Consider the following 13,000-nt stretch of genomic DNA (forward strand, 5'->3'; position numbering starts at 1 on the left):
TCAAGAGAGGCTGGGGATGTAACGCCCTCTTCGCGAGCAAAGTCGCTCCCACCCGGGCTCGCTCCCCACATTTCACGCCAGTAAGAGACCACCTTTATGTTCCCCGAAAGCTTCACGTTCTCCATCGCCAACTGGGTCAATGACTGGGTCGACACGCTGGTCACCAATTATGGCGACGTGTTCCGGCACATTTCCGACACGCTGCTGTGGGCCATCGTGCGCCTCGAAGGTTTGCTGCGCATCGCGCCATGGTGGGTGTTGCTCGCCATCGTCGGCGGCATTGCCTGGCACGCGACGCGCAAATTGACCACCACTGCCGTGATCGTCGGCCTGCTGTTTCTGGTAGGCGCGGTCGGGTTGTGGGACAAACTCATGCAAACCCTGGCGCTGATGCTGGTTGCCACATTGATTTCGGTGGTCATCGGCATTCCGCTGGGCATTCTGTCGGCACGCAGCAATCGTCTGCGTTCGATCCTCATGCCGCTGCTCGACATCATGCAGACCATGCCCAGCTTCGTGTACCTGATCCCGGTCCTGATGCTGTTCGGCCTGGGCAAGGTTCCGGCGATTTTCGCCACCGTGATCTACGCCGCGCCGCCGCTGATTCGCCTGACGGATCTGGGTATTCGGCAGGTCGATGGCGAAGTGATGGAAGCGATCAACGCGTTCGGTGCCAATCGCTGGCAGCAATTGTTTGGCGTGCAACTGCCGCTGGCCCTGCCGAGCATCATGGCCGGGATCAACCAGACGACAATGATGGCGCTGTCGATGGTGGTTATCGCTTCAATGATCGGCGCTCGCGGACTGGGCGAAGACGTACTGGTAGGGATTCAGACACTCAACGTCGGGCGCGGGCTGGAAGCCGGTCTGGCCATCGTGATTCTCGCGGTGGTGATCGACCGCATCACTCAGGCCTATGGCCGCCCACGGCATGAGGCGAACAAATGATGAGCGTTGAACCGAATAAAATCGTGGTCAAGAACGTCTACAAGATTTTCGGCAGCCGAGCCCAGGACGCGCTGAACATGGTCCGCCAGAATCAGAGCAAGGATCAGGTGCTGGCGCAGACGGGCTGCGTGGTCGGCGTAAATGACCTGTCACTGTCCATTGGCAGCGGCGAGATCTTCGTGATCATGGGCCTTTCCGGCTCTGGCAAATCGACCTTGGTGCGCCACTTCAATCGGCTGATCGATCCCACCAGCGGCGAAATCCTCGTCGATGGCGAGAACATTCTGACCTACGACATGGAAGCCCTGCGCCAATTCCGTCGGCACAAGATCAGCATGGTGTTCCAGAGTTTCGGCCTGCTGCCGCACAAGACCGTGCAGGACAACGTCGCCTACGGCCTGAAAGTGCGCGGCGAAAGCAAAGAGCATTGCGTCGAGCGCGCGCTGCACTGGATCAGCACCGTGGGCCTCAAAGGCTACGAGAACAAATACCCGCATCAGCTCTCCGGCGGCATGCGCCAGCGGGTGGGTCTGGCCCGAGCCCTGGCGGCGGACACCGACATCATTCTGATGGACGAAGCCTTCAGCGCCCTTGATCCGTTGATCCGCGCCGAGATGCAGGACCAGTTGCTGGAACTGCAAAGCGCCCTGAAGAAAACCATCGTGTTCATCACCCACGATCTGGACGAAGCCGTGCGCATCGGCAACCGGATCGCGATCCTCAAGGATGGCCGCCTGATTCAGGTCGGCACCCCTAAAGAAATCCTCCACTCCCCTGCTGATGATTACGTTGATCGTTTCGTGCAGCGCCGTGCGGTGACTTTGTAAGGACGTTCGAGATGTCGCCAGTTGAAAAAATCGTAATCGGCGAAGGCCCGCTGCGTTGGCAGGACGTGGTTGCCGTAGCCCGCAACGGCGCGCACTTGAGCCTGTCGGCCAGCGCTTGGGCGCGGATCGACAATGCTCAAGCCATCGTCGAATGTATCGTGGCCAGCGGCGAGCGCGCTTATGGCGTGAATACCGGGCTCGGCGCGTTGTGCAATGTCTCGCTGCATGGCGAGCAGTTGAGTCAGCTGTCACGCAATACCTTGCTCAGCCATGCCTGCGGCGTCGGTACCGCGCTGCCTGACGAACAGACCCGAGCGATCATCTGCGCGGCGATCATCAATTACAGCCAGGGCAAGTCCGGCCTGCATCGGCAAGTGGTCGAAGCCTTGCTGACGCTGCTCAATCGGCAGATTACCCCGCAGGTTCCGTCCCAGGGTTCGGTCGGCTACCTCACGCACATGGCGCACATCGGCATTGCGTTGCTGGGTGTCGGCAACGTCAGCTATCGCGGCCACGTCATGCCGGCGTTGCAGGCGCTGGACGCTGAAGGCCTGAGCCCGGTGGTCCTCGGCGCCAAGGACGGTTTGTGCCTGGTCAACGGCACGCCATGCATGACCGGTTTGAGCTGCCTGGCCATCGCCGACGCGCAACGCCTGACGCATTGGGCCGATGTGGTCGGTGCCATGAGTTTCGAAGCCCTGCGCGGCCAACTGAAGGCGTTCGATGCAGAAATCATCGCGCTTAAACCGCATCCTGGCATGCAGATCGTCGCCAGCAATCTGCGCAGCCTGCTCGACGGCAGCGAAGTGCTCGCCAACAGCCAGGGCATTCGCACCCAGGACGCGCTGAGCATTCGTTCGATTCCGCAGGTGCATGGCGCCACTCGCGATCAGCTGACCCATGCAACCCGGCAGATCGAAATCGAGCTGAATTCCGCAACCGATAATCCGCTGTTGCTGGGCACGCCCGAAGCGTATCGCGTGGTGTCCCAGGCCAACCCGCACGGTCAATCCGTGGCGATGGCGGCAGACTTGCTGGCAATTGCCGTGGCAGAACTGGGCTCTATCGCCGAGCGCCGTCTGGATCGCATGATCAACCCGACGGTCAGCGGTTTGCCAGCCTTTCTGGTCAGCCAGCCGGGGGTCAACTCCGGGATGATGATCGTCCAGTACGTCGCCGCTTCGCTGTGCGCGGAAAATCGGCAACTGGCGCAACCGGCGGTCACCGACAATTACGTGACCTCCGGCTTGCAGGAAGATCACCTGAGCATGGGCACCAACGCCGCGCTGAAATTGCACCGGGTGCTGGATAACGCCACGCAGATTCTCGCCATCGAGTATTTGCTCGCGGCCCAGGCATTCGAGTTTTTCAAGGGCCAGCGTTTTGGCATCGGCACCGACGCCGCATGGCGTCTGCTGCGCGAACACGTCCCGGCCTACGACGAAGACCGCTGGCTCGCCCCGGACATCGCCGCCAGCGCCAAACTGCTCAGGAGTGAAGTCATGTTGAAAAAGGTGCTGGCGGAACTGGTTCCTGTGGGAGCCGAGCTTGCTCGCGAAGACGTTGTTCCAGCCCACACATAGGCTCTGGGTATACAGCCCTCTTCGCGAGCAAGCTCGCTCCCACACAGTCTGCACAGGGCCAGGCCAGTCGACCCAAGACGTATAGACATCCGTGACACAGGATGTCAGCCAGGCGACACCCGACACGACGTCGATTCGAGCAACGCGCCAAGCGGTTATCCTTGCCGCCCTGAGCAACTGGCAGTTCGCTGGAAAGAACGGAATTGGATTGGAAATGACGTCACAACAAGGTTTGAAACGCGGGCTGTCGGCCCGTCACATTCGCTTCATGGCCCTCGGGTCGGCCATTGGCACCGGGCTGTTCTACGGTTCGGCATCGGCCATTCAGATGGCCGGGCCAGCGGTGCTGCTCGCCTACCTGATCGGCGGCGCGGCAGTGTTCATGGTCATGCGCGCGCTGGGCGAAATGGCCGTGCACAACCCGGTGGCGGGCTCGTTCAGCGAATACGCCAGCACGTATCTGGGGCCAATGGCGGGCTTTGTTCTGGGCTGGACCTACGCCTTTGAAATGATCATCGTCTGCCTGGCCGACGTGACTGGCTTCGGCATTTACATGGGTTTCTGGTTCCCGGATGTACCGCGCTGGATCTGGGTGTTGAGCATCGTGTTCCTGATCGGCGCGCTGAACCTGTGCAACGTCAAAGTCTTCGGCGAAACCGAGTTCTGGCTCTCGCTGCTCAAGGTCAGCGCCATTGTCGCGATGATCGTTGCCGGTTTCGGCCTGTTGCTGTTCGGCGTCACTCTGGCAGGCGCAGAAACCGTGCCCAGCGTCAGCAACCTGTGGAGCCACGGCGGCTTTATGCCCAACGGCATCGGCGGCCTGATCGCCTGTTTCGCGGTGGTGATGTTCGCGTTCGGTGGCATCGAAATCATCGGCATCACGGCGGGTGAAGCGCAAGATCCGCAACACACGATCCCGCGCGCCATCAACGCCGTACCGCTGCGCATTCTGCTGTTCTATGTACTGACGCTGTTCGTGCTGATGTCGCTGTTTCCCTGGTCACAGATCACCAAGGCCAACAGCCCGTTCGTGCAGATTTTCTCCAGCCTGGGCATTCCGTGGGCCGCCGCACTGCTGAATATCGTGGTGATTTCCGCAGCAGTTTCGGCGATCAACAGCGATATCTTCGGCGCCGGTCGCATGATGTATGGCCTTTCCCGGCAGGGTCAGGCGCCAAAAAGCTTTTCTCGCCTGTCGAAACAGGGCGTGCCATGGATGACCGTGCTGGTGATGGGCATCGCGTTGCTGGGCGGCGTGCTGCTCAATTACCTGATTCCGGAAAACGTGTTCCTGCTGATCGCTTCGCTGGCGACGTTCGCCACTGTGTGGGTCTGGCTGATGATCCTGTTGACGCAGGTAGCGATGCGCCGCGCCATGAGTCGCGAAGAAGTCGCGCAGCTGAAATTCCCGGTGCCGTTCTGGCCCGTCGCACCGGCAGCGGCCATCGTTTTCATGCTGTTCATTTTCGGCGTGCTGGGCTACTTCCCGGACAACCGCGCGGCGTTGATCGTTGGTGCGGTCTGGGTCGTATTGCTGGTGGTCGCTTATAACGCCTGGATCAAACCCGGCATCCATAATCAGAAGAACTCTTCCCTCACTCGATAGCCTCGGAGACCCGAATGAAAACGCTCTGGAAGCACTGCCATGTGGCAAGCATGGCGCAAGGCAAATACTCGATCATCGAGAATGCCGCCATCGTGAGCTCTGGAGCGTGTATCGAATGGATCGGGCCGCAGGCGGATCTGGTTGAAGCGGAGTCGGGTTTTGACAGCGTTGTCGATCTCAATGGCGCGTGGGTCACGCCGGGGCTGATCGACTGCCACACGCACACCGTGTTCGGCGGCAATCGCAGCGGCGAATTCGAGCAGCGCCTGCAAGGTGTGAGCTACGCCGAGATCGCCGCAGCCGGTGGCGGCATTGCCAGCACGGTGCGCGCCACTCGCGCGGCCAGCGAAGACGAGCTGTACGCCAGCGCGGAAAATCGCCTGCGGCATTTGCTCAAGGATGGCGTGACCACGGTCGAGATGAAGTCTGGCTACGGTCTGGATCTGGCCAACGAACGCAAGTTGCTGCGGGTCATCCGTCGCCTGGGCAACACCTTGCCGATCACTGTGCGCAGCACCTGTCTGGCCGCTCATGCCTTGCCGCCGGAATACACCGACCGCGCCGACGATTACATCAATCACATCTGCAGCGAAATGCTGCCCGCATTGGCCGATGAAGGGCTGGTCGATGCTGTGGATGCATTTTGCGAATACCTGGCGTTTTCCCCGGCGCAGGTCGAGCAGGTATTCATCACGGCTGGCCAATTGGGCTTGCCGGTGAAACTGCACGCCGAGCAATTGTCGTCCCTCGCGGGTTCCAGTCTGGCGGCGCGCTACCATGCGTTGTCGGCGGACCATCTGGAATTCATGACCGAAGCCGACGCCATCGCCATGGGTGCGGCCGGAACCGTTGCGGTGTTGCTGCCCGGCGCTTATTACTTCCTGCGCGAAACCCAGCTGCCGCCCATGGATGCCCTGCGCAAACATGGCGTCGATATCGCCATCGCCAGCGACCTCAATCCCGGCACGTCTCCCGCGCTGTCCCTGCGCTTGATGCTGAACATGGCGTGTACGTTGTTTCGCATGACACCCGAAGAAGCCCTCGCTGGCGTCACGATCAATGCCGCCAAAGCGTTGGGCATGGGCGACACTCATGGCTCGCTGGAAGTGGGCAAGTTCGCCGATTTCGTCGCATGGAACATCGAACGCCCAGCCGACCTGGCCTATTGGCTGGGCGGAGATCTGGACAAACGCATCGTGCGCCACGGCGTCGAATCCCTGATTTAAGGAGAGACCGATGGACAACGTTCTGAAATTTTCTCGCGGCAGCGTGCCGCTGCTGATCAGCATGCCCCACGCGGGATTGCACCTGACGCCTGCGGTCCAAGCCGGTCTTGTGGATGAGGCCCTGAGCCTGCCGGACACCGACTGGCACATCCCGCAACTCTATGACTTCGCCGCCGAACTGGGCGCCAGCACCCTGGCGGCTGAATACTCGCGTTTCGTTATCGACCTGAATCGCCCGTCCGACGACAAACCGCTGTATGCCGGCGCGACCACCGGGTTGTTCCCGTCGATCCTGTTCGATGGCGTGCCGCTGTTCAAGGAGGGTCTGGAACCGAGCGCCGAGGAGCGCGCGCGTTATCTGGAGCAGATCTGGACGCCGTACCACCAGACTATCGAACAAGAGCTGGCAAGGCTGCGTGACGAGTTCGGCTATGCGCTGCTGTTTGATGCCCACTCGATTCGCGGACATATCCCACACCTGTTTGAAGGCCGCCTGCCGGACTTCAACCTCGGCACCTTCAACGGCGCCAGTTGCGATGCAGAATTGGGCCAACGCGTGGAAGCCATCTGCGCCGCCGCCACCGATTACAGCCATGTGCTCAATGGCCGTTTCAAAGGCGGCCACATCACCCGCCACTACGGCGATCCGGCCAACAATATCCATGCGGTGCAACTGGAACTGACCCAGAGCACTTACATGGAAGAGTTCGTGCCGTTTCATTACCGGCCTGATCTGGCGGAGCCGACGCGGCTGGTGCTGCGGAAGTTGCTGGAGGGAATGATTCAGTGGGGACAGACTCAATACGGACGCTGAATTCAAAATCCGTGGGAGCTTGCTCGCGATTGCGTCAGATCAGTCACTACTTCTCTGAATGACACATTGATTCGCGAGCAAGCTCGCTCCCACAGTTCGCTGATTATTTTTTAAGCAAACGCAAGCCGTTGAACACCACCAGCAAGCTCACGCCCATATCGGCGAACACCGCCATCCACATGGTCGCCATGCCAGCGAAGGTGACGACCAGAAAGATCGCCTTGATCACCAGCGCCAGGATGATGTTCTGCTTCAAGATCGCCGAGGTGCGGCGCGACAGCTGAATGAATGTCGGGATCTTGCGCAGATCGTCGTCCATCAGGGCAACATCGGCGGTTTCAATCGCTGTATCAGTACCCGCAGCCGCCATGGCGAAACCGATTTCGGCGCGGGCCAGCGCGGGCGCGTCGTTGATACCGTCGCCCACCATGCCGACCCGATGACCTTGCGCGTACAGCGCCTCGATTGCCTGCAACTTGTCAGCGGGCATCAGATTGCCTTGCGCCTGATCGATGCCCACCTGTGCAGCAATCGCCTTGGCGGTGTGCGGGTTATCGCCGGTCAACATCAGGGTTTTCACGCCCAGCTTGTGCAGCTGTTCAATCGCTTCGCGGCTGCTGTCCTTGACGGTATCGGCCACGGCGAACAACGCCAGCGGACCGCTGTTATCCAGCAGCAACACCACGCTTTTGCCCTGCTTTTCCAGCGCATCAAGCTGCGCTTCCAGCTCTGGCGAACACAAGCCCAACTCTTCCACCAGACGGTGGTTGCCCAGGTGATACACCTCGCCATTGATCTCGCCGCGCACACCACGACCCGCCAACGCTTCCAATGCGGTGACCTCATGCAAGGTCAGGCTCTTTTCTGCTGCCAGGGCAAGGGCCAGGGAAACCGGGTGGTCGGAACGGCCAGCCAGACTGGCGACAATCGCCGGAACCAATTCACCTGCCGATTCCTTTAGAAGCACATAGTCGGTCTGCAGCGGCTTGCCGTGGGTAATGGTCCCGGTTTTGTCCAGCGCCAGATAATCAAGCTTCTGGCCCATTTCCAGATAAACGCCGCCTTTGATCAGGATGCCTTTGCGCGCCGCAGCCGCCAGACCGCTGACAATCGTCACTGGCGTGGAAATCACCAGCGCACACGGGCACGCCACCACCAGCAACACCAGCGCGCGGTAGATCCAGTCGAACCATACTGCGCCCATGAACAGCGGCGGAATGATCGCCACGGCCAAGGCCAGCAAGAAGACAGCCGGGGTATAGATGCGCGAAAAACTGTCGACGAAACGCTGCGTCGGCGCGCGCGCACCCTGTGCGGCTTCCACCGCATGAATGATCCGCGCCAGTGTCGAGTTGTTGGCTGCGGCCGTAACCTTGTATTCCAGCGAACCCGACTGATTGATCGTGCCGGCGAAGACTTTATCGCCTTCAGCCTTCTCCACCGGCAAGCTTTCACCGGTAATCGGCGCCTGATCGATGGTGGAATTGCCGGAAACCACTTCACCGTCCAGCGCAATCCGTTCGCCCGGCCTTACCCGCACGATGGCGCCAAGATCGATGCTTTTCGCGTCCAGCTCCAGCCACTGACCATCCGCCTGGCGCACCGTCGCCACTTCCGGCGTCAGTTGCAGCAGCCCGCCGATTGCGTTGCGGGCGCGGTCCAGGGATTTGGCTTCGATCAACTCGGCCACGGTAAACAGGAACATCACCATGGCCGCTTCCGGCCATTGCCCGATCAGCACCGCGCCGGTTACGGCGATGCTCATCAGCGCGTTGATGTTCAGGTTGAAGTTCTTGAGGGCGATCCAGCCTTTTTTGTAGGTGGTCAGCCCGCCGCTGAGAATGGCGACCAATGCGACCAGCGCCACAACCCAGTTCGGCGCCAGGTCAGCGAAGTGAATCACCTCCGACGCCAGCGCTGCAACGCCCGACAACGCCAGCGGCCACCAGGGCTTTTTCGCTGGCGGCAACGAAGTCGACTCAGCGCTGGCGCCCTCTTCAATCGGCTCGGCCTGCATGCCCAGTGACGAGATTGCTTCGCGAATCGGGTCAGTGGACGGCAATTCGTGCCAGACGCCGAGCATGCGATTGATCAGGTTGAATTCGAGCTTCTGCACCCCGGCCAGCTTGCCCAGTTTGTTCTGGATCAAGGTCTGTTCGGTAGGACAATCCATCTGCTCGATTCGGAAACTGCTCAGCCGACCGCCGGACGCAGGCGAATCGCTGAACGTAACAACAGCGGGTGCTGCATCCGCCGAACAGCAGCTGTGTTCGTGCCTGGCGTGGCTGTGTTCTGCATGGGCATGATCGTGCGCCGAATGGTCGTGTTCGGCATGTTCGTGTTTCGGATCGATTGGGGTCGCTTGGCTCATGGTCCAGTCCTTTGACTTGCTTGTTGCCAAGTGAACACCCTGTAGCCACTATAGGGTCAAGCACCAAAATCAGGATCGACGAGATGAAGATTGGCGAACTGGCAAAACTGACCGACGCTCAGGTGGAAACCATCCGTTATTACGAGCGCGAAGGCCTGCTGCCGCCTCCGGCGCGCAGTGAAGGCAATTACCGACTGTATACCCAGGCGCATGTGGAGCGGCTGACGTTCATCCGCAATTGCCGTGGCCTGGACATGACCCTCGAAGAGATTCGCAGCCTGCTCAACCTACGCGACAGCCCGCAGGATCAGTGCGAAAGCGTCAACGCGTTGATCGACGAGCATATCCTGCACGTCAACACCCGCATCGCCAGCCTGCAAGCCTTGCAGACGCAACTGCTCGACCTGCGTGAACGTTGCAGCGAAGGTGCACCGGATCATTGCGGGATTCTGGATCGGCTGGAGGTCAGCGGCGGCGTGGCAACGCCGGAGTCAGAGCACTCCCATGTGGGCAGGAGTCATGGGCATTGACGCCTCGCGGGCATGTCGTAGGACCGGCTTTAGCCGGAGAGGGCCAGAACACCCGCTGCATTTCCCGAGTCAGAAATAACGGCCTCCCGGCTAAAGCCAGTCCTACGGGTATGGCGGCGTGGCAACGCCGGAGTCAGAGCACTCCCATGTGGGCAGGAGTCATGGGCATTGACGCCTCGCGGGTATGTCGTAGGACCGGCTTTAGCCGGGAGAGGGCCAGAACACCCGCTGCATTTCCCGGGTCAGAAATAACGGCCTCCCGGCTAAAGCCGGTCCTACGGGCTTTGCATTAAACCGCCATCGGCGCCGTCATCGCCGGATGGTGCTCGTAACCTTCCAGAGTGAAGTCCGACGGTTCGATCTGCTCCAGCCACTCCGGCTGATAAACCCCGGTCCTGGCAAACTCGGGCACGCGCTCGGCGATCACCAGTTTCGGCATCGGGAACGGCTCGCGGGTCAGCTGCTCGTTGAGCATGTCCAGGTGGTTTTCGTAGACATGGGCATCGCCGATGAAATACGTGAACCAGCGCGGCGTGTAGCCCGTCAGGCGACCGATCAGGCTCAGCAAGGCCGCGCCTTCGGTCAGGTTGAACGGCGTACCCAACCCCAGATCATTGGAGCGGATGTACAGGGTCAGGGAGATTTCTCTGGTCTCCTGATTCGGGTGGAACTGATACAGCAAATGGCACGGCGGCAAAGCCATTTCGTCCAGTTGCGCGCAGTTCCAGCCGTGGAACAGAATCCGGCGGCTGCCAGGATCCTTGATGATCGTGTCGACACACTGGCGAATCTGGTCGATGGCCTTGTACAGCACGACGTAAGCCTGGCCTTCCTCTTCAGACTGGGCGATCTGCTGATAGCCCTGGCTCAGCGCCAGCTCGATGGCGGCCGGATTACTCAGGTCGATGCGCTTGTAAGCGGGCCATTTGCGCCACTGCACGCCGTAGATCTCGCCCAGATCGTCTTCGCCCTTGCGGAACGGATTGTCCAGCCATTGCGCGTTTTCATTGGCGTTCTGATCCCAAACCTTGCAGCCCAGCTCGCGAAATTCGGCAGCGTTATTCACGCCGCGCAGGAAGCCGACCATCTCGCCAATCGCCGACTTGAAGGCCATGCGCCGCGTAGTGATCGCCGGAAAGCCTTCCTGCAGGTCATAACGCAGCATGGCGCCGGGAAAGCTGATGGTCTTCACGCCGGTGCGGTTGGCTTGCAGCGTCCCGTTCTTGATGACGTGAGCGACGAGTTCCAGATATTGCTTCATAAATCACCTGCATCGATGAATCCGCCGGACAGCCGCGTCCGGCGTTTCAGTGTTAAACCGCTGCGGTCTTGCCAGCAGCGCGATGGTACGCCAGCCAGATCAGCACGCTACCGGCGATGATCATCGGCAGGCTGAGGATCTGACCCATGGTGACCCAACCCCAGGCCAGGTAACCGAGCTGCGCATCCGGAACGCGGACGAACTCGACGATAAAGCGGAAAATCCCGTAAAACAACGCGAACATCCCGGAAATCGCCATGGTCGGGCGAGGTTTGCGCGAGAACAGATAGAGAATCAGAAACAGCGCGACGCCTTCCAGGGCGAACTGATACAGCTGCGACGGGTGACGCGGCAGTTGCGCTGGATCGCTGAACGGCGGGAAAACCATGGCCCATGGCAGGTCAGTCGGTTTGCCCCACAATTCGGCATTGATGAAGTTGCCGATACGCCCGGCGCCCAGGCCAATCGGCACCAGCGGCGCGATGAAGTCCATGAGTTCGAAGAACGATTTACCATTGCGACGGGCGAAAAACCAGGCCGCCAACATCACGCCGACGAACCCGCCATGGAACGCCATACCGCCCTTCCAGACTTCGAAGATCAGTAGCGGATTGGCGATGTACGCGGGCAGATCGTAGAACAACACGTAACCCAGCCGCCCGCCGACAATAACGCCCATGGCCAGCCAGAAAATCATGTCGGAGAGTTTTTCTTTGGTCCAGGTCGGATCGAAGCGGTTCAGACGACGCGATGCCAGCAGCCACGCACCACCGATGCCGACCAGATACATCAATCCGTACCAGTGAATTTGCAGCGGGCCAATGGCCACCGCCACCGGGTCAATCTGCGGGTAAGGCAGCATTGCGACTCCTCAAAAAATTCGAACGCCCTTGCGAGCAACAAAATCAGAACACACTAAAGCAGCAAACTTAAACCTGCGCTGAACAGCAATGCTGCCCGAGCGCGCGAAATGAGAACGGCATGTTACCGGAGCAAGGTCCCGCGCTCTACCTGCACGATGGATGTCGGCCGAGTGGATGCGTAGAGTGGTGAAAAAAAGGAGTACCGCATGTGTCTGATCGTCTTTGCCTGGCGCCCTTCCCACGCGCAGCCGCTGATTGTCGCTGCCAATCGTGACGAATTCTATGCACGCCCTACCGAGCCGTTGGCGCAGTGGGCCGATGTGCCGCACGTCTATGCAGGTCGCGACCTGGAAGCGGGCGGCACCTGGCTGGGCATCAGCGCCGACGGTCGATTTGCGGCGCTGACCAATATTCGCGACCCGAACCAGCCCTTGGGCCGTCGTTCCCGTGGCGAATTGGTTGCGCAATTTTTGACCGGCCAGGCGTCAATTGAAGATTATTTGTTCGAGGTGGCGGGCCGGGCGGACGAATATGGCGGCTTCAATCTGCTGGTCGGCGATGGCCAGACGCTGCATTACCTCAACAGTTCGGACCCGCAACCGCAGCAATTGAGCGAGGGCATTTACGGCTTATCGAATGCCGGACTGGATACGCCTTGGCCCAAGCTGGTCAAGGCCAAGGCCGCACTGAGCGCTCAGCTGGACAATCCTCAACCTGCGGCGCTGCTGGGCATACTCGAAGATGCGCAGACCGCGCCGCTCGCGGACTTGCCGGATACCGGCGTCAGCTTGGCGACGGAAACCCTGCTTTCCAGCATCTTCATCGCCAGCCCGACCTACGGCACCCGCGCCAGCACAGCGCTGATCGTCAATGCCGATGGCAGCCGACGCATCGTCGAACACAGTTTCGGGCCATATGGCGGGAGATTGGGGGAGGTGGGGTTGGATATATGACAACACCGTAGGAGCGGA

11 protein-coding genes are annotated in these 13,000 nt (G+C 60.4%); 8 read left to right on the plus strand and 3 right to left on the minus strand.

Annotated elements, in window-relative coordinates:
- Positions 1 to 96: 96 nt before the first annotated feature.
- The 6 genes from AABC73_RS27420 (at position 97) to hutG (ending at position 7,004) form a co-directional block, all read left to right on the plus strand.
- On the plus strand, positions 97 to 948 hold the full coding sequence (locus AABC73_RS27420; RefSeq protein WP_065831647.1) for a proline/glycine betaine ABC transporter permease: 852 nt from the start codon (positions 97 to 99) through the stop codon (positions 946 to 948).
- Positions 945 to 1,775, plus strand: a complete 831-nt coding sequence (locus AABC73_RS27425) for a glycine betaine/L-proline ABC transporter ATP-binding protein (RefSeq protein ID WP_065831648.1) — start codon at positions 945 to 947, stop codon at positions 1,773 to 1,775. The genes AABC73_RS27420 and AABC73_RS27425 overlap by 4 nt, the downstream gene beginning before the upstream one ends.
- Before the next feature lie 11 nt (positions 1,776 to 1,786).
- The gene (gene hutH, locus AABC73_RS27430; RefSeq protein WP_341521696.1) at positions 1,787 to 3,358 is read left to right on the plus strand and encodes a histidine ammonia-lyase; all 1,572 of its coding nucleotides are present in this window, start codon (positions 1,787 to 1,789) and stop codon (positions 3,356 to 3,358) included.
- Between the two features lie 214 nt (positions 3,359 to 3,572).
- Positions 3,573 to 4,964, plus strand: a complete 1,392-nt coding sequence (locus AABC73_RS27435) for an amino acid permease (RefSeq protein WP_341521697.1) — start codon at positions 3,573 to 3,575, stop codon at positions 4,962 to 4,964.
- Positions 4,965 to 4,978: 14 nt separating this feature from the next.
- Positions 4,979 to 6,190: an imidazolonepropionase gene (gene hutI, locus AABC73_RS27440; RefSeq protein ID WP_341521698.1), complete on the plus strand. Its 1,212-nt coding sequence runs from the start codon at positions 4,979 to 4,981 to the stop codon at positions 6,188 to 6,190.
- Positions 6,191 to 6,200: 10 nt separating this feature from the next.
- Complete coding sequence (gene hutG, locus AABC73_RS27445) at positions 6,201 to 7,004, plus strand: N-formylglutamate deformylase (RefSeq protein WP_341521699.1); 804 nt, start codon at positions 6,201 to 6,203, stop codon at positions 7,002 to 7,004.
- A gap of 103 nt (positions 7,005 to 7,107) precedes the next feature.
- Here hutG and AABC73_RS27450 read toward each other — a convergent pair whose 3' ends face one another.
- Positions 7,108 to 9,375: a heavy metal translocating P-type ATPase gene (locus AABC73_RS27450; RefSeq protein ID WP_341521700.1), complete on the minus strand. Its 2,268-nt coding sequence runs from the start codon at positions 9,373 to 9,375 to the stop codon at positions 7,108 to 7,110.
- A gap of 83 nt (positions 9,376 to 9,458) precedes the next feature.
- On the opposite strand from AABC73_RS27450, the gene cadR reads away from it, so the two are divergent.
- Positions 9,459 to 9,905, plus strand: coding sequence for a Cd(II)/Pb(II)-responsive transcriptional regulator (cadR, locus tag AABC73_RS27455; protein ID WP_341521701.1), 447 nt, complete (start codon positions 9,459 to 9,461; stop codon positions 9,903 to 9,905).
- 289 nt (positions 9,906 to 10,194) lie between these two features.
- Here cadR and AABC73_RS27460 read toward each other — a convergent pair whose 3' ends face one another.
- The gene (locus AABC73_RS27460) at positions 10,195 to 11,166 is read right to left on the minus strand and encodes a thymidylate synthase (RefSeq protein ID WP_341521702.1); all 972 of its coding nucleotides are present in this window, start codon (positions 11,164 to 11,166) and stop codon (positions 10,195 to 10,197) included.
- A gap of 52 nt (positions 11,167 to 11,218) precedes the next feature.
- A complete protein-coding gene (gene lgt / locus AABC73_RS27465) occupies positions 11,219 to 12,028 on the minus strand; it encodes a prolipoprotein diacylglyceryl transferase (RefSeq protein WP_341521703.1) in 810 nt (269 codons plus the stop codon).
- A 207-nt stretch (positions 12,029 to 12,235) separates the two neighbouring features.
- On the opposite strand from lgt, the gene AABC73_RS27470 reads away from it, so the two are divergent.
- The gene (locus tag AABC73_RS27470; RefSeq protein ID WP_341521704.1) at positions 12,236 to 12,982 is read left to right on the plus strand and encodes an NRDE family protein; all 747 of its coding nucleotides are present in this window, start codon (positions 12,236 to 12,238) and stop codon (positions 12,980 to 12,982) included.
- Positions 12,983 to 13,000 lie beyond the last annotated feature (18 nt).

This window comes from Pseudomonas sp. G.S.17, assembly GCF_038096165.1.
Lineage (GTDB): Bacteria > Pseudomonadota > Gammaproteobacteria > Pseudomonadales > Pseudomonadaceae > Aquipseudomonas.